At 59.6% G+C, this 23,726-nt stretch carries 26 protein-coding genes; 14 read left to right on the top strand and 12 right to left on the bottom strand.

The genetic code is table 11. From position 1 onward, the window contains the following. Positions 1 to 81 precede the first annotated feature (81 nt). The 3 genes from zapD (at position 82) to VOI35_RS04050 (ending at position 3,005) form a co-directional block, all read left to right on the top strand. Positions 82 to 849, top strand: a complete 768-nt coding sequence (gene zapD, locus VOI35_RS04060) for a cell division protein ZapD (protein ID WP_407276610.1) — start codon at positions 82 to 84, stop codon at positions 847 to 849. A 25-nt stretch (positions 850 to 874) separates the two neighbouring features. Then, a complete protein-coding gene (minC, locus tag VOI35_RS04055) occupies positions 875 to 1,687 on the top strand; it encodes a septum site-determining protein MinC (RefSeq protein WP_407276609.1) in 813 nt (270 codons plus the stop codon). 88 nt (positions 1,688 to 1,775) lie between these two features. Then, positions 1,776 to 3,005, top strand: a complete 1,230-nt coding sequence (locus VOI35_RS04050) for an Nramp family divalent metal transporter (RefSeq protein ID WP_407276608.1) — start codon at positions 1,776 to 1,778, stop codon at positions 3,003 to 3,005. A gap of 62 nt (positions 3,006 to 3,067) precedes the next feature. Here VOI35_RS04050 and VOI35_RS04045 read toward each other — a convergent pair whose 3' ends face one another. Beyond that, complete coding sequence (locus tag VOI35_RS04045) at positions 3,068 to 3,574, bottom strand: hypothetical protein (protein WP_407276607.1); 507 nt, start codon at positions 3,572 to 3,574, stop codon at positions 3,068 to 3,070. Positions 3,575 to 3,657: 83 nt separating this feature from the next. Beyond that, entirely contained in the window at positions 3,658 to 4,464 is an 807-nt protein-coding gene (locus tag VOI35_RS04040) for a rhodanese-like domain-containing protein (RefSeq protein WP_407276606.1), read from the bottom strand. A gap of 13 nt (positions 4,465 to 4,477) precedes the next feature. On the opposite strand from VOI35_RS04040, the gene VOI35_RS04035 reads away from it, so the two are divergent. Then, a complete protein-coding gene (locus VOI35_RS04035; protein ID WP_407276605.1) occupies positions 4,478 to 5,257 on the top strand; it encodes a hypothetical protein in 780 nt (259 codons plus the stop codon). 44 nt (positions 5,258 to 5,301) lie between these two features. Here the strand turns inward: VOI35_RS04035 and VOI35_RS04030 are convergent, their stop codons facing one another. Continuing rightward, entirely contained in the window at positions 5,302 to 6,912 is a 1,611-nt protein-coding gene (locus VOI35_RS04030; protein WP_407276604.1) for a peptide chain release factor 3, read from the bottom strand. Between the two features lie 167 nt (positions 6,913 to 7,079). Between VOI35_RS04030 and hemB the strand changes: the two genes are divergently transcribed. The 4 genes from hemB (at position 7,080) to VOI35_RS04010 (ending at position 9,863) form a co-directional block, all read left to right on the top strand. Beyond that, positions 7,080 to 8,093, top strand: a complete 1,014-nt coding sequence (gene hemB / locus VOI35_RS04025) for a porphobilinogen synthase (protein WP_407276603.1) — start codon at positions 7,080 to 7,082, stop codon at positions 8,091 to 8,093. Between the two features lie 41 nt (positions 8,094 to 8,134). Beyond that, positions 8,135 to 8,911, top strand: a complete 777-nt coding sequence (flgA, locus tag VOI35_RS04020; protein ID WP_407276602.1) for a flagellar basal body P-ring formation chaperone FlgA — start codon at positions 8,135 to 8,137, stop codon at positions 8,909 to 8,911. Positions 8,912 to 9,060: 149 nt separating this feature from the next. Further along, a complete protein-coding gene (gene flgM / locus VOI35_RS04015; RefSeq protein ID WP_407276601.1) occupies positions 9,061 to 9,357 on the top strand; it encodes a flagellar biosynthesis anti-sigma factor FlgM in 297 nt (98 codons plus the stop codon). A 20-nt stretch (positions 9,358 to 9,377) separates the two neighbouring features. Then, positions 9,378 to 9,863: a hypothetical protein gene (locus VOI35_RS04010; protein WP_407276600.1), complete on the top strand. Its 486-nt coding sequence runs from the start codon at positions 9,378 to 9,380 to the stop codon at positions 9,861 to 9,863. Here the strand turns inward: VOI35_RS04010 and rsmD are convergent. The 3 genes from rsmD to VOI35_RS03995 all read right to left on the bottom strand — a co-directional run bounded on the left by rsmD (position 9,846) and on the right by VOI35_RS03995 (position 12,029). Next, positions 9,846 to 10,550, bottom strand: a complete 705-nt coding sequence (rsmD, locus tag VOI35_RS04005) for a 16S rRNA (guanine(966)-N(2))-methyltransferase RsmD (RefSeq protein WP_407276599.1) — start codon at positions 10,548 to 10,550, stop codon at positions 9,846 to 9,848. The genes VOI35_RS04010 and rsmD overlap by 18 nt on opposite strands. Positions 10,551 to 10,761: 211 nt before the next feature. Continuing rightward, entirely contained in the window at positions 10,762 to 11,688 is a 927-nt protein-coding gene (locus VOI35_RS04000) for an alpha/beta hydrolase (RefSeq protein ID WP_407276598.1), read from the bottom strand. Positions 11,689 to 11,780: 92 nt separating this feature from the next. After that, positions 11,781 to 12,029, bottom strand: coding sequence for a hypothetical protein (locus tag VOI35_RS03995; protein WP_407276597.1), 249 nt, complete (start codon positions 12,027 to 12,029; stop codon positions 11,781 to 11,783). A gap of 105 nt (positions 12,030 to 12,134) precedes the next feature. Here VOI35_RS03995 and ftsY point away from each other — a divergent pair, with 105 nt between their 5' ends. The 4 genes from ftsY to rpoH all read left to right on the top strand — a co-directional run bounded on the left by ftsY (position 12,135) and on the right by rpoH (position 15,877). Further along, the gene (ftsY, locus tag VOI35_RS03990; protein WP_407276596.1) at positions 12,135 to 13,241 is read left to right on the top strand and encodes a signal recognition particle-docking protein FtsY; all 1,107 of its coding nucleotides are present in this window, start codon (positions 12,135 to 12,137) and stop codon (positions 13,239 to 13,241) included. Beyond that, on the top strand, positions 13,238 to 13,906 hold the full coding sequence (ftsE, locus tag VOI35_RS03985; RefSeq protein WP_407276595.1) for a cell division ATP-binding protein FtsE: 669 nt from the start codon (positions 13,238 to 13,240) through the stop codon (positions 13,904 to 13,906). The genes ftsY and ftsE overlap by 4 nt, the downstream gene beginning before the upstream one ends. A gap of 3 nt (positions 13,907 to 13,909) precedes the next feature. Continuing rightward, on the top strand, positions 13,910 to 14,869 hold the full coding sequence (locus VOI35_RS03980) for a cell division protein FtsX (RefSeq protein WP_407276594.1): 960 nt from the start codon (positions 13,910 to 13,912) through the stop codon (positions 14,867 to 14,869). 135 nt (positions 14,870 to 15,004) lie between these two features. Continuing rightward, a complete protein-coding gene (gene rpoH, locus VOI35_RS03975; protein ID WP_407276593.1) occupies positions 15,005 to 15,877 on the top strand; it encodes an RNA polymerase sigma factor RpoH in 873 nt (290 codons plus the stop codon). A gap of 51 nt (positions 15,878 to 15,928) precedes the next feature. Here rpoH and VOI35_RS03970 read toward each other — a convergent pair whose 3' ends face one another. Beyond that, the gene (locus VOI35_RS03970) at positions 15,929 to 16,591 is read right to left on the bottom strand and encodes a MarC family protein (protein ID WP_407276592.1); all 663 of its coding nucleotides are present in this window, start codon (positions 16,589 to 16,591) and stop codon (positions 15,929 to 15,931) included. A gap of 205 nt (positions 16,592 to 16,796) precedes the next feature. On the opposite strand from VOI35_RS03970, the gene VOI35_RS03965 reads away from it, so the two are divergent. Further along, on the top strand, positions 16,797 to 17,369 hold the full coding sequence (locus VOI35_RS03965; RefSeq protein WP_407276591.1) for a class I SAM-dependent methyltransferase: 573 nt from the start codon (positions 16,797 to 16,799) through the stop codon (positions 17,367 to 17,369). Here the strand turns inward: VOI35_RS03965 and VOI35_RS03960 are convergent. Further along, positions 17,265 to 18,521, bottom strand: a complete 1,257-nt coding sequence (locus tag VOI35_RS03960) for a glycerate kinase (protein ID WP_407276590.1) — start codon at positions 18,519 to 18,521, stop codon at positions 17,265 to 17,267. The genes VOI35_RS03965 and VOI35_RS03960 overlap by 105 nt on opposite strands. Positions 18,522 to 18,595: 74 nt before the next feature. Then, a complete protein-coding gene (locus tag VOI35_RS03955) occupies positions 18,596 to 19,087 on the bottom strand; it encodes a Dps family protein (protein WP_407276589.1) in 492 nt (163 codons plus the stop codon). A gap of 212 nt (positions 19,088 to 19,299) precedes the next feature. Here VOI35_RS03955 and VOI35_RS03950 point away from each other — a divergent pair, with 212 nt between their 5' ends. Beyond that, on the top strand, positions 19,300 to 21,039 hold the full coding sequence (locus VOI35_RS03950; RefSeq protein ID WP_407276588.1) for a glutamine--tRNA ligase/YqeY domain fusion protein: 1,740 nt from the start codon (positions 19,300 to 19,302) through the stop codon (positions 21,037 to 21,039). 21 nt (positions 21,040 to 21,060) lie between these two features. On the opposite strand, the gene rnhB is transcribed toward VOI35_RS03950, so the two are convergent. From rnhB to VOI35_RS03935, 3 genes are read right to left on the bottom strand one after another with little or no spacing between them, the layout of a single operon-like run. Next, positions 21,061 to 21,699 carry a ribonuclease HII gene (gene rnhB, locus VOI35_RS03945; protein ID WP_407276587.1) on the bottom strand — a complete coding sequence of 213 codons (639 nt, stop codon included), beginning with the start codon at positions 21,697 to 21,699 and terminating at the stop codon, positions 21,061 to 21,063. Between the two features lie 10 nt (positions 21,700 to 21,709). Beyond that, the gene (locus VOI35_RS03940) at positions 21,710 to 22,489 is read right to left on the bottom strand and encodes a hypothetical protein (protein WP_407276586.1); all 780 of its coding nucleotides are present in this window, start codon (positions 22,487 to 22,489) and stop codon (positions 21,710 to 21,712) included. 27 nt (positions 22,490 to 22,516) lie between these two features. Continuing rightward, entirely contained in the window at positions 22,517 to 23,695 is a 1,179-nt protein-coding gene (locus tag VOI35_RS03935) for a cupin domain-containing protein (RefSeq protein ID WP_407276585.1), read from the bottom strand. Positions 23,696 to 23,726 lie beyond the last annotated feature (31 nt).

Raw genomic sequence — 23,726 nt, 5'->3', positions numbered from 1 at the left:
CCCGTTCAAGCACTTACCCTACACTTCTCAGGTTTGGGGTATGATCTCAGTGATTTGGACATTTCACCGCGCTGAGGAATCATGGCGGCACATATCTTCGAACAACCATTAAACGAACGGATTCGTGCCTGCCTGCGGCTGGAATATCTGTTCAGCCGTATGGCACAGCATCGCTTGGATGATTCGCCGGAATCTGCGCTGTGCGCCATCCTCATTCTGATTGAAGCCACCGATGTGCTGGGCCGCATCGATGTGAAACGAGAGCTGATCAAAGAGCTGGAGCGACAACAGGCCAAGCTCCTGCATATGGCGCATACCCCGCAGGTCAATGCCGAAAAACTGCACCGTCTGCTCGATCAGCAAGCTCAATTGCTGGATCAACTCCACCGCTTCAGTGGTGCGCCCGGCGCCCATCTCAAGCAGAACGAACTCATCAATGCCATTCGGCAACGCGCCTCGATTCCCGGTGCCTTGTGCTCCTTCGATTTGCCCGCGCTGCACTACTGGCTGAGCCTGCCCGCCAGCGAACGGCAAGATGATATTGAAGGCTGGCTAGCACCGCTGGCGCCCATCACCGAGGCGAATGAGCTGGTCGTCCAGCTCATTCGCACCAGTGTGCAACCCGCGCCCCAGCGAGCAGAATCCGGATTCTTTCAACTCAACCTGGATCTCGGCGCGCCCTACCAACTCATTCGGGTCATCGCTGAGCGCAATGCGCCCTACTATCCGGAAATCAGCGCCAGCAAACATCGTGTCACCGTGCGATTCATGCAAATGGATCGCCAAACCGGACATCCCTATCAAGTCAATTTCGATGTGCCGTTTGAACTCGCGGCCTGCCAACTGTAACGCCACCCTGGATCTTCCTGCTCTCATGACCGCTGCGCCCGACTTAGCCATTGATCACGATACCTTTGCCCTCGCGCAAATCGCCACGCCGGTCACCCGGCTGATTCTGCGGGAAACCCACTTGCTCAAGCTCACCAAAGCGTTCAAGGAAACCCTCCTTCCTGCCGATGGACAAGCCATTGAGCCGATTTTGATTGATCTCACCGAGATTGAAGGCAGTGGCAAATGGATTGACTTTCCTGCCTTACTCAGCCTGCTGAAAAATTACCAATTGCATCCGATTGCCGTATTGGGGGGCAGCAATAAACAACGCGAGCAGGCAACCCTTGCCCAGTTGCCGATCATCGAGCCCCGCGAATCGGCAACGGCGGCACCGATTGCCATCACGCCGCCCAGTGCGCCGCCCGCGCCCCCGGCGGTAGAAACGCCGCTCCCAGCCGCAGCGCTTGAAACGCCCGGAAGCGACAAAACACTCAAGCCGCCGATGGTCATTCGTCAACCGATTCGATCCGGTGCAGAACTGTATGCCCGGGATTCCGATCTGATCATCATCAACACCGTCGCCAGCGGTGCCCGAGTAGTCGCCGATGGCTCGATCTATATCCACGGCGCCCTGAAAGGCACGGCTGCTGCGGGCGTGAATGGCATGGCCGATGTCCGAATCTTTTGTGAATCCTTCGAGCCACAAATCATCGCCATCAACGGCATCTACCTCGATGGCGAGCAACTCGCGAAAAACTCCGCCTGGGGCAAGCGCGCATTGATCCAACTGAACGAGCACAATCAAATCGATGTGCGTTCCTTTCCTTCGGATCCTCAACAATCACCACGCAACTGACTCACTCTCTGCGCACGCCGCCTTGCTTGCATCTTTTTTTAGCCTTGACTAAAATTTAGTTTAGTTAAAGCTAATCAGTCAGGACACCATGTCGACCGCAACCTTCTCAATCACGGGTCACAAACGCGCTCGTCTCCTGTTTCTCGGCCCCGCCTTCGTGGCGGCCATCGGTTATATCGACCCAGGCAACTACGCCACCAACATCCAGGCCGGTGCCGAATATGGTTATTTACTGCTGTGGGTTGTGGTTTGGGCGAACTTGATGGCCGCGATGATCCAGTTCCTATCCGCCAAACTGGGGCTGGTGACTGGAGAATCCCTCGCCTCGATGCTCGGCAAGCGCCTGCCCCGCTGGGCGGTTTATCCGTACTGGATTCAGGCAGAAATTCTGGCCATGGCTACCGATATTGCCGAGTTCATCGGCGCGGCCTTGGGTTTTCATTTGTTGTTCGGCTTTTCGCTGATGCAGGGCGCCGTCATCACTGCGCTGATCAGTTGGGCGGTCTTGAGTTTGGAAACCCGAAATTTCAAGTCGTTACAGTTGGTGATTGGCGCCATGCTGCTGGCCGTGGCATTGATTTATGTCGCCGAATTGTTTTACAGCCACCCACATCCCGGATCGATCATCCAGGGTGCCTTGATCCCGGGCTTCGATGGCCACGCCAGTATTTTCCTCGCTGCGGGCATCTTAGGCGCTACCGTGATGCCGCATGTCATTTATCTGCACTCGGCGATCAGCAAAGCGGAGATCGCCCAATATGGCAGACAGCACCGGAAATCGATATTCCGCAGCACCCGCTGGGATATCGCACTGGCCATGACCATCGCCGGATTTGTCAACTTGTCGATGCTCGCCATGGCGGCAGCGGTGTTTCACGACACCGGCCACCAAGCCATGGGCAGTATCGAGGATGCTTATAAAACGCTCGAACCCCTGCTCGGTACTTTGGCCGCGCAGATTTTCGGCGCGAGTCTGCTGATTGCGGGCTTGGCATCGACCATCGTGGGCACCCTGGCCGGTCAGGAAATCATGAGCGGATTCGTGCGCTTTCGCATCCCGGTCTGGTTGCGCCGAGCCATCACCATGACCCCCTCGTTCGTCATCATCTGGCTCGGCTTGAATGTCACCGAAGTTTTGGTCTATAGCCAAGTGATTCTGTCATTCGGGATTGCCCTGGCACTTATCCCACTGATGCGTTTTACCAGTAATCGGCAACTCATGGGGCGCTATGTCAATCCCACTTGGGTGAAATTGGCCGGCTGGTCGATTGTGCTGGTCGTCGTTGTGCTGAATGGTTATCTGCTATTTTCCGAATAGGCAGCGAACTGCGACTATCTCGCCTGACTCGACCTGCGGTCAGGCCGCGTTAAGCAGGGCGCTCAAGGCAAGGCGTTCAAGCGCTCACTTACCTGCGCTGCCGTGCAAAGCGGGGTCAGTTCCGTCACGCGCCCCGCCTGCAATGCCACCCAGTCGACACAATTTTCGGGCGGCTGCGGCATACCCAGAAGTTGCGCGGATTCCCGCAATAACACCACGGGATAGCTGCGTTCCCGCAGTTGTGGCAGGGCGATCATCCGGCTGATCAACCCCGGCATCCGGCTGATATCTGAAACATACGCAACCTGATGGGCGCGCAATGCTTCGGCGCCGTACTGCGCCAACACGGGATTGACCCACTCATCGGCGGCTTTACTATTGGCGTAAATGATGACTTTGGCCGCGCCCGGCAAGCCGACCGGCTTATCGTGCTGGTCGGTGACGGCAACCGTCGGGAATGCCGCTCCGACCGCCAAGCGCCCGGCGGCAGCGGGCTCATCGGCATAACCGGATGAAAAATTCATCCCAAGGCTGAAAAGCAAGCCCAATTTTACGATTCGACGCATCATCCGGTTCACCCTCTTGAAATAAACGAGAAGAATTTAGCATAAATCCCGCCTATGAGAAGTGGATAAAGCCGATGGGCAGAGTCCTACTTCAAACTTTCGTACAACGCCCGGGCGCCGCCGCGCACAAACCAATATTGCGTCAGACCCCGCTCCTGCAAAACATACTGCAACCATTGCACTTGATGGCCGGTCGCGTCGATACAGTAGAGCGGGCGATGTTCTGCTTTCGCCTTGTCCACCCATTCAATCAGTTTCGGACTATCCAGCGGCACATGGATGTCTTTCATCTGAAACAGCGAAATGCCCGCCCGCTGCTCGGCATCTCGCACATCCAGCACGATCGCATTGGGTTCCTTGGCCAGGCGGGCGTCAATTTCTTGCGGTGAAAGCAGGTGCGCTTCGAAATCTGCTTTGGAAATCAACTGGCTGGCCGAAGTCATTGGCTTACCCAGCAACACGGTTTGCGCTGGATTTACCTTCGCCCAGGCAAAAATGCCGGCGTCATACACCCACACCGGTTTGATACCCGCCGCCAGCGCATCCGAGGCCGCCTTATAGGATTTTTCACAGGTGGTGCCGTTGCAGTAAAAAACCAGCGGTTTTTTATCCTGCGCTGACAATGACTTGAGCGAATCTACAAACTTCGGACTCGTCAATGGAACCGATACGGCACCTGCAATATGCAGCGTTTGATATTCATAGGCTGAACGCACATCCACCACTGTGAATTTCGCCCGATCCTTGGTTAAAACCTCGGTATCCAGCGGCTTCACCCCCACCAACGCATACTGCGCACGCAAGGGGAACTCATCCGCGGCCTGCGCCTGAGACCCAACAATCAACCCCACACCCAACGCGACCGCCCCGACGACCGTTTGCAGACGATTCATCCTGTTTTCCTCATTGTATTTTTCGCACATTGGCAGAATACACCAGCCGCCCGCATCTGCTACATTGCCCGCCCTAGCCGAAAACACTTTTGGGAGATCTATGGTGCAAAAGCCAAACCTGAGGGCAATCTTGCGCGGCGCTTCCATCGCATGGATTGCAGGCAGCCTGCTGCTGTCAGCCTGCAGCAGCAAGGCGCCCGACCACCCCTTCCTCCCCTGGGATATTACCGTCCACCCCGACGGCACCAGCTCGGTGTTCGGACTGAATCTGGATAAAGATTCACTCCTGGAATTCAAACGCCTCTACGACAAAAAGGCCGATTTGGCGATTTTCCTGGATCCCGATAAACATGCCACCCTAGAAGCTTATTTTGGCAGCACGGATGTGGGCGCCCTGACGGCGAATGTTGCCCTGGTTGCTAAAGTCGATCAAAAGTTGCTGCAGGACTGGATCCGTCATAACCCGGAAAGCCCGGATCCCACGCCCAGCGGCGCCTGGAAGTACAGCATGAGTGATGAACAGGTTCGCGAGGCGCAGAACTTTCCCACGGAATCAATCACCTATAAACCCGCCACAGACTACAGCATCGATTTGATTGAGCGCCGTTTCGGCAAACCGGCGCAGATGATCGTGCAAGACAAGAACACCCAATTCTGGCTTTACCCAAATAAAGGTTTGGTGATTACCGTCAATCCCGAAGGAAAGGACCTGTTCCAGTACATCTCGCCGAAAGATTTCGGGCTATTGACCGCGAGCCTACCCAAGCCCAAGGCGGCGGCCAGCCCTCCCTGACGGGATTCGCCGATCAACCGGCGGCAAGCCGCTCAACGGATACCTCAATCATTCGCGCTGGCGTAATCCCCGTGCTCGCGGGTCGCGAGGAAGCGCACCTCTTTCCAGCGTTCCTGCGCCATTTGCAGGTTGACGCGGGTCGGGGCGATATAGACCAGATCCCCGGCATGATCCAAGGCGAGATTCGCCTCGTTTTTGTCCTTGAATTCCTCGAACCGCTTGGCGTCGTCACACTCCACCCAGCGCGCCGTGGTCACATTCACCGCCTCGAACTGGCAATCCACGCCATATTCGGTTTTAAGCCGCTCGGACACAACCTCGAATTGCAGCACACCCACCGCGCCGAGAATCAGATCATTATTGATCAACGGCTTATACAGCTGCGTCGCGCCCTCTTCACACAACTGACTCAATCCTTTGAGCAATTGTTTGGATTTGAGCGGATCTTTCAGGCGTGCGCGGCGAAAGAGTTCCGGCGCAAAATTCGGGATGCCGGTAAACGCCAGCACCTCGCCTTCCGTGAAGGTGTCACCGATGCGGATCGTGCCGTGGTTGTGAATCCCGATGATGTCGCCCGGATATGCCTCTTCGAGCCGCTCCCGATCCGATGACATGAAGGTGAGCGCATCCGGAATCTTGATCTCCCGCCCGAGCCGCACATGTCGCGCCTTCATCCCCCGGCTGAATTTTCCGGAGCAGACGCGGAAAAAGGCGATCCGATCCCGGTGCTGGGGATCCATATTGGCCTGGATTTTGAAGACAAAGCCACTAAATTTTTCCTCGGTGGGCAGAACCGTTCGACTGTTCGCCGGCCGCGCCAGCGGCCCCGGCGCTGCTTCGACAAACCCATCGAGCAACTCCTGCACGCCAAAGTTATTCATGGCAGAACCAAAATACACCGGGCTCTGCTCGGCACGCAAAAATGCCGCGCGATCATAAGGTTCCGCCGCACCGCGCACCAGCTCGATTTCCTGCCGCAGTTCCTCGGCCTGATCCCCGAGCGCTTCATCGAGTTCCGGGTTATGCAATCCCTCGATCACCATTTTCGATTGCGCGCGCGTCGGCAGCGACGGGCCATACAGAATCACCCGATCCTCATACAGGTGATACACCCCCTTGAAGCGCTTACCCATGCCGATCGGCCAGGTGATGGGGGCGCAACGGATTTGCAACACCGATTCGATTTCATCCAGCAGCTCCAGCGGCTCCTTGCCTTCGCGGTCGAGTTTATTGATGAAGGAGATGATCGGTGTGTCGCGCAGCCGGCAGACTTCCATCAACTTGATGGTGCGCGCTTCAACCCCCTTGGCCACATCGATCACCATCAGCGCCGAATCCACCGCGGTGAGCACGCGATAGGTGTCTTCCGAGAAATCCTCGTGGCCGGGCGTATCGAGCAAATTGATGATGTACTCGCGGTACGGAAACTGCATCACGGAACTGCTGACCGAAATCCCGCGTTCTTTTTCCATCGCCATCCAGTCGGAGGTGGCGTGGCGGGTCGATTTTCGCCCCTTGACCGTACCAGCCATCTGGATCGCGCCGCCGAACAACAGCAGTTTTTCGGTGATGGTGGTTTTGCCCGCGTCCGGGTGGGAAATGATGGCAAAGGTGCGCCGCCGCATGGTTTCGGCCGCAAAATCGAGCGCGCTCATGGAAAAATTCACTGATCTGGCTGAGTGGGCGGGCATTGTCCGTCAAAAGCCGCCCCCGATTCAAACAACCAACGCGCGCACCACTGAACCTCGGCGGGATTTCCCCATCGAACCCGGCATTCGCAATAATATGCAACCCCATTTCCCGCACGACCTTCGGAGCTGCCATGATCGCTGATCGCCCGTTTCCCGCGCACCGCCCACGGCGGATGCGTAAAGATGCTTTTAGCCGCCGACTGATGCAGGAGCATCACCTGAGCGCCGCCGATCTGATTCTGCCGGTCTTCGTGCTGGAGGGAACCGGTCGTCAGGAACCCGTCAGCTCGCTGCCGGGCGTCCAGCGTCAAAGCATTGACTTGCTGCTCGAAACTGCCGAACGCGCGCACAATCTCGGCATCCCGCTGCTCGCCTTGTTCCCGGTCACCCCGGCAGACGCCAAATCGAACGGCGCCGAAGCCGCCTACGACCCCGATGGACTGGTTCAGCGCGCCGTGCGGGAACTCAAACACAGCTTTCCCGAGCTCGGCATCATGACCGATGTGGCGCTCGATCCCTACACCAGCCACGGTCAAGACGGGCTCACCGATCAAGCAGGTTATGTGCTCAACGATGAAACCGTCGAAGTGCTGGTGCGGCAGGCGATCTCGCACGCCGAGGCCGGTGCCGACATCGTCGCCCCCTCCGACATGATGGACGGACGCATCGGCGCCATTCGGCGGGCGCTCGAAACGCAAGGACACATCCACACCCGCATCATGGCGTATAGCGCCAAATATGCCTCCAGCTTCTATGGCCCCTTCCGGGATGCGGTCGGATCGGCCGCCAACCTCGGCAAGGCCGACAAAAAAACCTATCAGATGGATCCCGCCAACAGCGATGAAGCACTGCATGAGGCGGCGATGGATTTGCGCGAAGGTGCCGACATGGTCATGGTCAAGCCGGGCATGCCCTATCTCGACATCGTCTATCGCGTCAAACAGGAACTCAAAGCGCCGACCTTTGCTTACCATGTCTCCGGGGAATACGCGATGCTCCGCGCGGCAGCCGACAATGGCTGGCTCGACTGGCGCAAATGCCTGCTGGAAACCATGCTCGGCTTCAAACGCGCCGGTGCCGATGGCGTTCTGACCTATGCCGCCCTCGATATTGCCGAGTTTTTGGCGGTTGGCGACCTGAATTGAAGGCACGGGCGCTGCACGAATCTGGCTTGGATATTGCTTGAATGTTTGCATCACATCCCGAAGCCGACGCCATGCCCACTGCCTCACCCACTGCCTGCCCCGCCCTGAGCCGTCGATCGCGCAGCGCACGACTCGCCGGTTGGCTGCTGGCCGGGGGGATCCTGCTCAGTGGGCATGTGGTCGCCGCCGAAGCATTTCAATCCATCGAGAGCATCCGCGCGGCCGCACAAGCCTTTCTGGATGCGCAATTTGGCCAGAACGCCCACACCCACTACAACCTGGATGGGATTGATCCGCGACTGCAACTGAAACCCTGCACTCAACCGCTTGGGGTAACCAATGCCCAAAGCAACGGCACGGGCGGGCGTATCACCCTCAAGGTCAGTTGCGCCGGTGATGCGCCCTGGCGGATTTATGTACCGGTCACGATACGGCAGATGATGCCCGCTCTGGTACTGACCCGCCCCATGGCTGCGGGTACCGTGATCGCGGCCAGCGATTTATCCACCCGAGAAATCAATGTCAATCAGCCCGGACTCACCTACCTGACCGATCCTCAAACCGCCATCGGCCAGACCGTCATTCATCCCATGCAGGCGGGACAACTATTGACCCAGCAAGATTTAGGCATTGCCCAACTGATCAAACGCGGCGACCAAGTCACCCTGGTTGCGGAGGAAGGCGGCGTTCAAGTCTCCGCCCAAGGCATCGCGCAGGGCAATGGCGGTGCCGGACAGCGAATCACCGTCAAGAACAGTCGATCGGGCGACTTGATTCAGGGGATTGTCGTCGATGCGCACACCGTTAAAATCCCCTAAATGACACTCATCGGAGCAAGGTAAAAAAATGTATCGAGAGCGCTCAAGTAATTCCCGATGCTGCCGATATGCTGCACAGGTAGATCGTCAATTTCACCATCCGGTTTTGTGCCCCATCACGCCAACGGCTCCGGCACAAGGGAACTAACATGAATAAAATCAATGGGCTAATTGGAAATAACGGATACACCAACAGCGCGACCGACGCAAAAAGCGGCACGCGCGCTCCGACCAGCGGCACCTCGGGCTCGATTGGTAGCGAGGAAACTTCCGTGAGTCTCTCTGCCGAGGCAACGGGCATGCAGCAACTCACCCAGCAACTCGCCAGCCCCCCCAGCTTCGATCAAGCCAAGGTCGATCGCATCAAATCGCTGATCGCACAAGGGCAATACACGCTCGACCCGGCAAAAATCGCGGCGCGTTTTCACGAACTCGAATCACAATAAGCGTCCCGATAGCCGACACAATGAGCCAGACAACCGCCGTTGATCGCATGCTGTCTGATCTTGAAACCGCCGTCCGGCGGCTGGTTCAGGCACACCGCGCACTGGCCGATGTGCTGGCCGCGCCCCAGAATGCCGTCGAAAATGCCCTCGATCAATGCGTCCACGCGATCCTGAGTGGCAACGCCGAACTGGCACAGGCGGAAGCACAGCGCCAGCACTGGCTGAGCCAGCAAACAAAGCCCCACGACATGGGAAGCGCCCTCGCCTGCGCCGATACCGACCAGCAGGATTGGCTAGGGCGCTGGCAACAACTCCAGCCTTCACTGGCACTCATTCACGGCTATATGCAGCAGCACCTGCTCACCGTCGGGCGACTGGGTCAAATCATGCAGGAACGGATTCAACTGCTGACACAGGCCGCAGATCAGGCGGCAGGCGCTGGCTATGCGGCCAGTGGCAAGGCAACCGTCAACATCGAGCGCGGTCGTTCACTCGGGGATGCTTGACGACGGCATTGCCTGACGCCGCCATAATGCAAACTGGCTTTCGCCTGCCCGATTCGTCCGATGCACGGACCAGCCGGGGATTGCGGGCACCTCGATTTGCGCCGAACACTCCAGATACAACCAGGCGTCCGGCGCCAGCCAATCCGCCCCCGAGAGCCGTGCCAAGGCATCGCTCAACAACGCGGGCGAAGCGAAAGGCGGGTCGAGCAAAACCAGATTCAGACGCTGCGCCGCCAGCAGCCGAGGTGCTTGATCCAACCAAGCCAAGGCATCCATCTGCCATAACTGCCAGGTCGAGGCCGACACGCCCAGGCTTTGGGCGGATTGGCGTAACTGGCTCGCCGTGCGGCTGGCCTGCTCGACACTGCCCAACCAAGCCGCACCGCGCGAAAGGGCTTCAAATCCCAACACCCCACTGCCAGCGAACAAATCCAGAACCCGCCAGCCGGACAAATCCTGCCCCAACCAATTGAACAAGGTTTCGCGTACCCGATCCGGCGTCGGCCGAAGCCCCGGCATCGCCGGGAAACTCAGCCGCCGCGAGCGCCAGATACCGCCGGTAATCCGCACCTGCTGCCGCCCGGATACAACCCCCGAGACGATCCCCGGCTCCCTGCCCGAGACGCGCGGTTTGTGACGATCGCCTGATTCGCTGGCCGGTTTATTCTCGCCCGCTCTCCGTCCCAATGGTGCCCCCTCGACGCTGTGGAAAAACCCAGTTCTCGCCACGCCCTAAAAAGAACTGGCACAAAACGCTTTGGAATGGTGCCACACATACTTCGACTATTACCTCACCCAATAGCGAGGCGGTTGAACGCATTCTCCGCGAAATACGCTCGCAGAGTAGCAAACCAATCTTCGGGAGCCCGGGTATTTGCTCTATGCGTCAATGCCTCAGCTACTTTGTACCGAAAACGCCCCTCAGCCAGGCATCCACCACCGGCGTTGCTGCATAGTCAGGATTACCCAACTGGCGATTGATTTCGGCATGGCCACGCAGGCCGGTACCGGGAAAATCGCGCCGTTCGACCGCAGTTCCTGCCCGTTTCAGCGCGGTTTCCAGCTCCTTCGCCTGAGCCATTCCGTCGGGGCGCTGAACATGCAGCAATAAAAATGCAGGCGCATTGGGCGCGGCCGCCTGCATGACGGGCGATAGCGCACGCTGACGGGCGGGATCGGTTCCGAATGCCTGCAGATAGGTGTCATGCATGAACCTTCCGCCCTGCGCTATCTGGCGCGGCACATCATAAGCCGCGCCATCAATGGGAATGACGCCGCGAATATCGGCAAAGCTCAAGCCAACATTCTTCAGATAGCGTTCATCGGTGCCGACCAACGCGACCAGATGGGCGCCAGCGCTGTGCCCCATCAGCACGACCCGGCTGCGATCGATCCCCAGCTGCCCGGCACGCGCCAGCAGCGCCTTGAGCGCCAGGGCGACATCCTCACCCTGCTGCTCCACCGTGGCAGCAGGCACCAGCCGATAATTGATCGCGGCATAGGCATAGCCTAACTGGGTGAAATGCGCAGGGGCATAACGGCTGGCCGCCACATCCTTGCTGCCGCGCTTCCATCCACCGCCATGCACGAAAATGATCAGCGGCGTCGGGCGGCTTGCATGGGGTACCGCATAAAAATCCAGCACCTGCAGCGGATCGGAGCCATAGGAAAAAGTTTGACTTGGGCGTAGTTGAGGCACATTGCCATCAACAGAAGCCGATCGCTGCATGACATATTCACGCAAACCATGATCCGATTGCGCCTCGACAACATGCGCTGCAAGTGCGGCAATCAGCGCGAACATCAGAGCAGAATGGATTTTCATGAAGACACTCCTTCGTTTTGTCGCGCCCAACATCCAAGCCCGACTCCCAGTTACGGCGCTGGGTTGAAGGATGTTCTGATCCTGCGAACCGACTACCGCAAGGCCAATGGCGGCGCCATGCCGACCAGTACCAACAAACCCCACACCGCAAGCGCCATTCCACTCACGACATACAGCGCCGGATAGAAATGGAAGGCAAACGGGTTATCCACGCGATTGGGTCGGTATGCCGAGAACCCGCGTGCGCCTGCGGGCAGTTCGCCGGTTTTCCAGCGCGCCCGCCAGCAACAGCCACGCCCGCCGCCACCCGAGCGGAATCGGCCAAGTAAGACCCGAAACAAGAAACCAGCAGCAACTGTTGCCCATGATAAAATACGCCGCAAATATCGGGCAAACCACCGCGCCGCCCCGGCCACCTCACTGAACGACCTTGAGCGATCTATCGGATGTTTGGATTTTTACGCCGAAAAAAAACGCCGGCTGAACCGGAATACAACGCGCCTCTGCCTTCGGCATCCGAGTCTGGCACGGTCGATGGGGCTTCGGCTGCTACTCTGCTGCCGCCTCCGAACGAATCGGCGCGCGTGGTGACAGCCCCCCTCGTTGAACCCGCTGCCCATGCAGTCCAGGAAAAACCCAAATCGCGTTTTTGGCAACAGCTCAGCCGCAGTCGGAATAACCTCACCGAAGGGCTCGGCAATCTGTTTCTTGGCAAGAAAACTCTGGATGCCGAGATTCTGGAAGAGCTGGAAACCCGCCTGATTCTGGCGGATGTGGGGCAAGCCACCACACGCGCGCTCATCAAAGAACTCGAACAGCAAATTTCCCGCAAACAAATCCATGATCCCGAAGCGCTGTTCGAAAAACTGCGCGAACTCATGATTACCCGTCTCGCGGCGGTGCAGCGCCCGGTATCGCCACGGGTTCATCATCCGCATGTCATCCTCATGTGCGGCATCAATGGCGCGGGCAAAACCACCACCATCGGCAAGCTGGCGCATTGGTTCCGTCAATCGGGTCAAACGGTGATGCTGGCCGCCGGCGATACCTTCCGGGCGGCGGCCGTGGAACAACTGATGACCTGGGGCGCGCGCAATCAGATCCCGGTCATCGGCGAACCGGGGCGGGGCGACGCGGCTTCGGTGCTGTTCGATGCGGTGCAAGCGGCGCGCGCGCGCGGGATGGAGGTGCTGATCGCCGATACCGCCGGTCGTTTGCATACGCAGGGCGGCTTGATGGACGAACTGAAAAAACTCACTCGAGTGCTCGACAAGGCGGAGCCGGGTGCGCCTCATGAGGTTCTGCTCGTGCTGGATGCCAGCATCGGCCAGAATGCGCTGAATCAAGCACGGCAGTTTCATCAGGCGGTGGGGGTCACCGGCTTGATCGTCACCAAGCTCGACGGTACCGCCAAGGGCGGCATCATTTTTGCGATTGCCGACGAGCTGGCGTTACCCATCGAATTCATTGGCATCGGCGAGGCGCTGGACGATCTCCGTCCCTTTGACCCCACGGCTTATGTCGATACCTTACTCGACCGGGAAAGCGCATGATCGAGTTCGACGGAGTCAGTCGCCGCTTTGCCAATGGTCACTTCGGTCTTCAGGATGTGCGCTTCCACATTCCGGAAGGCCGGATGGTGTTCCTCACCGGACATTCCGGCTCGGGTAAATCTACGCTGCTACGGATGATTCCCGCGCTCGACCAGCCGACATCCGGCACTGTGCGCGTCGGGGGACACGATCTGAAGCGCATGCGCCCCCATCAATACCCCAAATTACGGCGGCAGATCGGCGTGGTTTTTCAGGATCATCATTTGCTGCTCGATCAAACCGTGTTCAACAATGTCGCCCTGCCCTTGCAGGTGACCGGTTACGATCCCGCGTTGATCCGCCGTCGCGTGGAAGCGGCACTCGATAAAGTCGGGTTATTGCATCGCCAGCGGGCGCGGAGCATCGAGCTCTCCGGCGGGGAGCAGCAACGGGTCAATATCGCCCGGGCCTTGGTCAACCGTCCGAAAATCCTGCTGGCCGACGAACCAACCGGAAACCTCGACCCCGAACTTTCCCGCGAGATTTTCAACCAGTTTGCCGATTTTCACGCGATTGGCGTCACGGTTCTGATCGCCAGCCATGATCTCCACCTGCTGAAAACTTTTGCCGTCCCGCGAATCGTGTTGCACGAAGGGCGAATCGACCGCATCGAAGAGGCGTACTGACCCATGGCACAGTCCCCTGCCCCGCCTGGCAACAAGGCCGGCAAGAAACAATCTGCCCTCGGCGCCTGGCAAAGCCACCATGCACGCTGTCTGCGCGATAGTTTTTGGCGGCTCATCCGCCGCCCCCTTGGCACCTGGGCGACGATTTTTGCGATTGCCGTCGTACTGGCCTTGCCGGGGTTCTTGATGACCCTCGCCAGCCAGATGAAAACCTTCGGCGGCGTTTTTGCGGCGGAACAAGGGCAGATGAATATCTACCTGAAAACCGGCATGCCGCCGGCCGCCGTTGTGGAATTCACCGAGTGGCTCAAACAGTTCCCGCAGATCGAACACAGCGAGGTCATCACGCCGGAACAAGGGCTCAAGCAGCTCGCCCATCGGCTGAATATCTCTCAACTTGAATCGGGTTCCGACAACCCGCTGCCGCCGGTCGTGATCGTCCGCGCCCGCGCAGGCAACCCCCAGGATCTGCTGGATTTACAAACGCAAATTCAACGGAATCCCCGAGTGGATAGCATCGCCACCGGGGGGCAATGGATCGAGCGTTTGCAGAAAATAGCGAATTTTTTCAATGAATTGAGCGGGTGGTTGCTGGCGTTGTTCGGCCTGACCGTCTTGTTTGTGGTCGGCAATACCTTGAGGCTCGAACTCGAAGGTCGGCGGCAGGAACTACTGCTGATGGCGCTGATCGGCGCGACCCGGCGCTATATGCTCCGCCCACTGCTCTACGACGGCGCGGTGATGGGGCTGCTGGGCGGGCTGATTGCCGGGGGATTGATCAACATCCTGCTGTCGATGTTGACCACGCCCATCAACGAGATCGCCCGCGAATATGGCGCCACACTGACCCTGCTGACACCGGCATCGCTGGTGCTCACGCTGGGACTGACCGGCGCGCTGCTGGGCTGGCTCAGTGCGCAAATCATCGGTCAAAATTTCCTGCGCAGCACGGTTCAAGTGTGAAACTTTCCCGACCGCAAACGATCCAACCGGCGTGCTAAAATTCACCCTAGTTTGGTTTTACTGCTGTAATTTTTCCCAAACGCCCATGCGCCTGGGTTTAAACACATCATCCGCTTTTTGAGGAAACCTGTTGCTATGACCATCGCCCAACAATCAATCGCACCCCGCAACCTGCCGGTGGTCGGGGATTCGTTGCAGCAATATCTGGCTGAAGTTCGCCGCATCCCGCTCCTCAGTGCCGAGGAAGAAGATCGCTTGGCTCGGCAACTGAAAGAGCAGGGCAGCATCGAAGCCGCACAAAAACTCATCATGGCGCATCTGCGCTTCGTCGTGCATATCGCCCGGGGCTACCGTGGCTACGGTTTGCCGCTGTCCGATCTCATCCAGGAAGGCAACATTGGCCTAATGAAGGCGGTCAAACGGTTCGAGCCAGAACAAAAAGTGCGGCTCGTCACCTTTGCCGTGCACTGGATTCGCGCAGAAATTCATGAATACATTCTGAAGAACTGGCGCATCGTCAAAATCGCCACCACCAAAGCGCAGCGCAAACTGTTTTTCAAGATGCGCACCATGAAAAACAGCCTCGGTTGGCTGACGGCGGAAGAAACACGCGCCATCGCCGCCGAGCTGAATGTGCCCGAACGCGAAGTCGTCACCATGGAATCCCGGTTATACAGCCAGGATGTGGCGCTGGACGCACCGGCCTACGAGCACGAAGGGGAAGGCGAAAGCCCCTCTTTCGCCCAGATGCTGGTCGATCCCAACCAGATTTCTGCCGAAGACATCACCGCTCAGCGCGATGAAGATGAACGCATCCACGCCATGACCACCGCGCTGGCCAGCCTCGATGCCCGCAGCCGGGATATCCTCGAACGGCGCTGGCTGCAAGAGCCCAAAGCCACCTTGCAAAGCCTGGCTGCGGAATATCAGGTCTCTGCGGAACGGGTTCGGCAGATCGAAACCGCCGCGCTGAAAAAGCTCAAACTCGCCCTGCCCGCACCGGCTTGACGAGATTCCAACTCAGACCCAAGCGCCCTGTGTTCCATCAGGGCGTTTTCATTAATGCGCCATCACCGGGACAAGCACACCCGACTCCTGAATCCCCATCAGTAACATCTGCACGCCGATTACCGCCAGAATCAACCCCATCAACCGGGTGATGACCGCCATCCCATCCCGGCCGATCCGCGCCAGAATCTGTTCTGAAAACACAAACGCCAGATAAGTGATGACACAGATCAAGAAAAACATGGCGATGGTGATGCCCGTCAGAATCCATTGACCACTCGGGGCATAGCTCATGGTGGTGGCAATCGTGCCCGGCCCGGCCAGCACCGGAATCGCCAGCGGCGTAATCGCCACATCATTCGTGGATCCTTCGGGTTCTGATGCCCCATCCGCAGTCGCGAGCGCCGCCGGGTGAGACACCAACGAGTGCTCCCCGTGCAGCATGCGATACCCGACCAAGGCGATCAGCACCCCGCCCGCAATCCGCAGGGCGGCCAGGGTGACGCCAAACAAGGCAAACACCATCGAACCGAACAAGGCGAACACCAGCACGATGCCGAACGCCACCCGCAAGGCGCGCAACGCCACGCGGCGCGTACTGCGGATGCCCAGATTGCTGGTCAGACTCAAAAAAATCACGGAATTTGCAATCGGATTCATGATGGCAAAGAACGCCATGAACACCGTCAATGCGTGATGAACCAAATCCGTCATGAAATCTACTCAGATTGAACGATTGTACGGCCACCCGCTCAAAGCCATTGGCCATGCCATGGCCGCCGCCTCATAGAGAACCGCGCGAGACAAATTAAAATTTTTCATCATTCACCCCCTGCCGCCCATCAATCAACCCTCGTACTATGCGGCGCAGCGATCCAAGGGATTGCCCCACAACAATGCAGCCCAAGAGGTATTTTGCATGAGTTTTCCTGTAACCCTGCTGCACTTTGTTCGTGAATTTGTCAAAAACCCCCGACACACCGGCGCCATCTGCCCCAGTTCCCGGCATCTCGCCGCGCAAATGGCCGCGCTGTTGCCGAACGGCCAGGGCAAAATCATCGAACTCGGTCCCGGCAGCGGCCCGATGACAGCGGCCATGCTGCAACAGGGGGTCGCGCCGGACGACCTGATTCTGATCGAGCGGACGCAGTCATTCGCAGAGCACCTCCGGCGCCGCTTTCCCGCCGTGCGGGTCATTCATGGCGATGCCTGCCACCTCCAGCAACTGCTCGACACCACGCACGAACCGATCCGCGCCATTGTTTCCAGCCTGCCGCTGCGCAGCATGCCCGCGCAGACCGTGGCACAGATCAGCGCACAAATCCGGGCACTGGCGCATCCCGGCACCCGATTCATTCAGTTCACCTATCATCTGCACGATCACCGACTACCGATCGACGCGCCATTTCGCAGCCGGGAGTGGCGTATCGTCTGGCGCAATTTCCCGCCCGCCCGGGTCGATGCATTCGAGTACCATCCGGCAGCCGGTTGATTCGACCCAAGGCGTCGGCTTACCGCGTTTGATTTGCCAGCCCCCCCTTTCACGACAAACCTGTGCCGCCAACGCGGCTAACAGCGAGGCCGGTTCAGTCAGGGACTCAGCCTCGGTTGCGATATCCGGCACGACCGCCCGCACACACACACCCGATTCGGCTGCACGCGCCACGGCCACCGCGTCTGCCTGCCCTGCCAGCACGCATACCGGCTTTCCGGCGGCCGCCGCTAAACGACGCACTGTTCCAACAACCTTGCCCTGATCGGAGCTTGCATCGAAGCGCCCTTCGCCGGTCATCACCCAATCTGCGCTCATGATCGCCTCCGCCAGGCCGATGGCCTCAGCCACTCGCGCACTGCCCGATGACAACGACGCCCCCAATGCGGTGCGCAACGCAAAGCCGAGTCCCCCGGCCGCGCCATCACCGGGCACCGAGTCGGCCTCGGGAGCGAGCAATTGCCCGATCTGCGCCAGCCGGGCATCGAGTGCGTCCAGCTCATCCAACGGAACCCCCTTTTGGGCACCGAAGCGGTGCGTGGCACCCGCCGCGCCGGTCAAGCGGGCATCGACATCCGTCAACACCTGCCATTCGATCTGCCGCAGCGCCGCAGGAAACCCAGACCAATCCAGCGCCACGGCCTCGGCCAATTCCGCCGGAGTTGGGTTCAAGAACCCGCCATCGGCAGCGAGAAAGCGCAGCCCCAACGCATGCAACATCCCGGCGCCCGCATCGTTGGTACCGCTTCCCCCCAGCCCAATCCAGACGGATCGCGCACCACGCGCCACCACCGCCTGCAAAAGCTCACCCACGCCTCGGGTGTCCATCTGCCAGGGTTGACGCAAAGCGGGCGGCGTCAACGGCAAGCCGCAGACCGCAGCGACATCGACCACCGCCCGTCGATGCCGAGCATCCCAGCCCCAGCCGGCCGACACGGGCGAGCCTCTGGGCGAAGCAACGACCGTGGTTTGCCAGACCGCGCCCCAAGCCTGCGTGAGGATGGCCGACGTGCCCTCACCACCATCGGCCATCGGCATCACTTGGCACGCGGCCTCTGGCCAAACCTCGGCCACGCCCCGGGCAATGGCGGTCGCAGCCTCTGCCGCCGTAAGGCTACCCTTGAAACTATCCGGACAAATCAACACCCGCATGGCGTTCTCCACGGACACATCCCGCAACAAAAAACCCTGCACAGGGGCAGGGCTTTCCGGCCTTTCGACAGGGTTCAGGCCAACAAGGCGCGCAGCATCCAGGCGTTTTTCTCATGCAGATCCATCCGTCGGGTCAGGAGATCCAGCGTTGGTTGGTCATTCGCCGGCTCGGCAATCGGAAAGACCGCGCGTGCGGTGCGCACTACCGCCTCTTGCCCCAGCACCAGCTGCTGAATCATCGCCTCGGCACTCAATCCGCCATCCGGGATCTCGAACGAGGCCAACGCGGCGAATTGTTTGAATGACCCCGGCGCGGCATGCCCGAGCGCACGAATCCGCTCCGCGATTTCATCCACCGCCGTGAACAGCTCGGTGTATTGCATCTCGAACATGGTATGCAGGCTGTTGAACTGCGGGCCGGTCACATTCCAGTGAAAATTGTGGGTCATCAAAAACAACGAGTAAGAATCGGCGAGCAGTTGACTCAAGCCCTGAGCAATGGCTTGACGGTCAGCCGCGCTGATGCCGATATGGATGCTGTCCTGAACGGTTTTTTTCTTGGCCATGATTCACTCCTGCGGTCGATGAAAGCAACGAGGGCGGCATGGCGCGCGATCAGTGCGGCTCGAATCCTTCCGGAACCCTCACTGCGGCGTCACCCCAGCTCGGAACATACCCGCAGTGCCCGCTTCATTCAACCCGGCGGCCATTGATCTGACCGTTCGCCCCGGCTTTTCCGTAGAATGTGGCCTTTATTGCAACTACTGCCTGCCGCGTCATGACCGATCACACGCCTCCCGCTAATGCTCTCCCCATCAATTTCATTCGCGCTCGCATCGATGAAGACTGCGCCCACCAAACCTATGGGGATCGCGTCGCGACCCGTTTCCCGCCGGAACCCAATGGCTTCCTGCATTTTGGCCATGCCAAAAGTATTTTTCTGAACTATGGCATTGCGGCGGATTACCGCGCCGAATGCCCCGGCAGTTATTGCAATCTCCGGTTGGACGACACCAATCCGACTAAGGAAAACACCGAATTCGTCGATTCCATCCGCGAAGATGTCGCCTGGCTGGGCTTCGACAGCAGCGGGCGCGAGTTTTACGCCTCCGATTATTTCGAACGGCTGTATCACTGCGCCGAACGGCTGATCGAAGCAGGTCTGGCCTATGTCGATTCGCAGGATGCCGAATCGATGCGCCTCAACCGGGGCACCCTCACCGAACCCGGGATCGATAGCCCGTTTCGCAACCGCAGCATCGACGAGAATCTCGACCTGTTCCGCCGCATGCGTGCCGGTGAGTTCCCCGATGGCACCCACATCCTGCGCGCCAAAATCGACATGGCCTCCGGCAACATCAACCTGCGTGACCCGGCGATTTACCGCATTCGCCACGCGCATCATCACCGCACGGGCGATGGCTGGTGCATCTACCCGATGTACGACTACGCGCACTGCGTCTCGGACGCCATCGAAGGCATCACCCACTCTCTGTGCACCCTCGAATTTGCCGATCACCGCCCTTTGTATGACTGGTTTCTCGACCGGCTGGCCGAGCTGGGGGAATTCACCCGCCCCCTCCCCCAACAAATCGAGTTTTCCCGGCTGAACCTGACCTATGTCGTGCTCTCGAAAAGAAAGCTGATTCAGCTCGTCACCGGCGGGCATGTCGATGGCTGGGACGACCCCCGCCTGCCCACCCTCAAGGGTGCCCGTCGGCGCGGCTACACGCCCGAAGGCTTCAAGCTGTTTACCGACCGCATCGGCATCTCCAAATCCGACAGCCTGATCGATTTCACCGTTCTGGAAGACTGCATGCGGGAAGTGCTGAACGAATCCGCCGAGCGGCGGGTGGCCATCCTCGACCCGATCAAACTCGTCCTCACCAACTTCCCCGCCGATCATCGTGAACGCTGCCTCGCGCCGAATCACCCGCATCACCCTGAACTCGGCACGCGGGAGATCTTCCTCACGCGCGAGCTTTGGATCGAACGCGACGATTTCATGGCCGAGCCGGTCAAAGGCTTCTTCCGCCTCAGCCCGGGGAAAGAAGTGCGTCTGCGCTACGGGTTTATCATCCAATGCACCGGCTTTACCGCCGACGAACAGGGCCGCGTGCTCGAAGTGCAGGCCACCTTCGATCCGGATACCAAATCCGGCACGCCGGGTTCGGAGAGTCGCAAGGTGAAAGGCAATATCCATTGGCTATCGACCGCCGATGCCATCCCGGCTGACATTCGCCTGTACGACCGCCTGTTTACCCACCCCGCGCCCGGCGCCCGACGCGAGGGCGATGCGCCGGATCTCGAACGCGATTTTCTGGAGGACATCAACCCCGATTCCCGCCAGACGCTGCGCGGCATGGTGGAACCAGCGCTCGCCACCTGCCCGCCGGAGCGCCGTTACCAGTTTGAACGGCAGGGGTACTTCGTCGCCGATCGCGTCGATCACCAGCCGGGACAGCGCCCGGTCTTCAACCGCACCGTGACCCTGCGCGATACCTGGCAAAAGAGCTGATCGGCTTGTAACGACCCGGGGCTACGGTCGGCAAACCCGACGCACCGGCGCAAAACTTTGCCGATGCACCGGGCTTGGGCCAAACTCCGCCAACCGCGCGAGGTGCTCGGCCGTCGGATAGCCTTTGTGCTGGGCAAAGCCATACTGCGGATGCATGGCATCCAGCGCCAATAACTGCCGATCGCGCGTGACTTTCGCCAGAATCGACGCCGCAGCAATCGCCGCATCGCGGGCATCTCCGCCGACGATGGGCGTGCACGGCAGAACCCGCCCATCAGGCCAATGCGGGCAACGGTTGCCATCGACCCGCACCCCCGTCAGTGCCACGCCCTGATCCAACAACTGCCATACCGCCCGGCGCATCGCCAACAGGCTGGCCTGCAGAATATTCAGCGCATCGATTTCCTCGACCGTCGCCTCGGCAATCGCGTAGGCCTCTGCCTCAGCGACGATCTGATCAAACAACCGCGCACGCACCGCAGCGCTCAGTTTTTTCGAATCATTGAGCCCGGCGATCGGTCGATCAGGATGCAACACCACCGCCGCCGCAACCACGCTGCCCGCCAAGGGTCCACGACCGGCTTCATCCACGCCGGCGTACCGCCCGGCCGTGTCGGGTAAGAACAAGGGCAAGTCCGGCTGCAGGGCACGCGATTTCATCGCCACAGACTCAAGGCTGCTCGGCCGCAATCGCCTGCAAGGTCGGCAATTTCAAACCCAATTCCGCCGCCAGCAGCAGCGCCCGTTGCAACCGCGCGGCCGCCGTACGGCCTTTGCAGGCATGGGTTGGATCGCCCTCAAACCCGGCCAACATGCCATCGATCAACGCGGCGTGATCGAGCGGTTGCTGCACCAATTTTTCCTGCAAGGCAATCACCTCGGCCGCCACCGCTTCCGCCAACGGGCGATGCGCCTGCCAGAGGGTCGCCACGTCGCCCCCAACCCGCAGCCCAGCAATATTGGTCGTGAGGATGTACACATTTTTGATGACCAGTTCCTGCAACATGGCCGCCCGACTGGTCACGACGCGCACCGGCAGGTTCAGTGTGGCCAGTGCCGCCTGCACCAATGCCGACTGTCGCCCATAGACCGGACTCGGAATCAGGGGCTTGGCCACCTTGCCGGGCTTTTTTTCAAACCAGATGGAAATGACCGTGGGGTCTTCGATGCCAGCGGAAAGCCAATCCCTCGGCAGTAATTCGTTTTGCAGCAGCACCAATCGGTCATGCCAATCGGCAGGCACCGCGCGCAGCACCTCCGGCAAGGCCGCTTCGCCGACGGCCAGCACCAACGCCTCAGCATCCGGCGTTGCCGCCAGCACCGGCATCAGGGTCTGCGCCCGCGTCACCGGCACGACCGGATGGCCGAGTTTCAAAAACCCCTGGGCGAAAATCGCTCCGATTTCTCCGACACCGACCAGCACGACTGGTCTGGCTATTGATTGACTCATCTTTTGAATCCTATCAATCACATGAACTCAAGGCAACAAACGCGGTTGCCATTGCACCACCCCATCGGCATAGAGTTGCACCAGCCAATCGGCAGCCTCTGGCGCCGCTATCGCCGCCAGCACCGCCGCAGAATCGAAAAACACCGCGCGGGTCAACAAACGGGCAAGGGGAAGCATGGCCGGCGTCAACGCTAGGGTGGCGCCATCGTGGGCGAGGTAGGTCGACTCCGACTCCACCAGAATCAACCGCGCGGCGGGGGTGCGCATCAGCCGCTCCTCGCCCGCCTGAAGCTCCGCAATCAATTCTTCCCGCGATAAGGGTTCCTGCTGCGGGTAGAACGCGGCATGATCGAGCGGCCGCTCGCTCAGCGTTTCGGCAATCAGCCGATCCAACAGGGCATCATCGGCATTGAGCAGGGCGCGAACCCCCGCGCGCAATTGCTGGCGCATCGCCGCCGTCAGCTCACCGGGATTTTCCTGCAAAGACAGCGCAGGATCGGTATAGCGCGCGGATTGATCGGCACAGAGTTGCAGGCGATCCGCCACCCCGGCTGTCAGCTCATGCCACAACGGCGCACGAAACCCGATCGAAAAGGTCATGCAGGGATCGATCGCCACGCCGTGGTGCGGCACACCGGGCGGCAGATAGAGCATGTCGCCCGGTTCGAGCACCCATTCATCCGTTGGCGTAAATTCTGCCAGCAGGCGGATATCCAGCCCCGGCACAAATTCCCGATGAATCACCGGATACTCGATCATCCAGCGCCGCCGCCCCATGCCTTGCAGCAAAAACACATCGTATTCATCAATGTGCGCGCCGACCGACCCACCCGGTGGCGCATACGAGATCATCAAATCGTCGATCCGCCAATCCGGGACGAAACGAAAGCGCTCGACGATCGACATCAGATCCGGAATCAGCTTGTCGCAATCCGTCACCAGCAGCGAATAACCGTCCTCGGGCAGCTTCGTGAAATCTGCCTCGGTAAACGGTCCCTGCTTGAGTTGCCAGGGATGATCCCCGCCGGATTCGAGAATCAGCCGCGCGGGCACATCCTCCTCACACGCCAGGCCGGCCAGCTCCTCCGGCGAGAGCGGGCTGATAAAATCCGGCAGCGCCTGACGAATCAACAGCGGCTTTTTCTGCCAGTACTCCCGCAAGAATTCCGCCGTACTGATTTGCCCGAGAACCGTTGCAATCGTCATCTGTGCGCCCCCCATTCACCCACCGGAATCA

The sequence above is a fragment of the Halothiobacillus sp. DCM-1 genome (assembly GCF_045689735.1).
Classification (GTDB): domain Bacteria; phylum Pseudomonadota; class Gammaproteobacteria; order Halothiobacillales; family Halothiobacillaceae; genus Halothiobacillus.
This window is presented reverse-complemented; position numbering and strand designations above follow the sequence as displayed.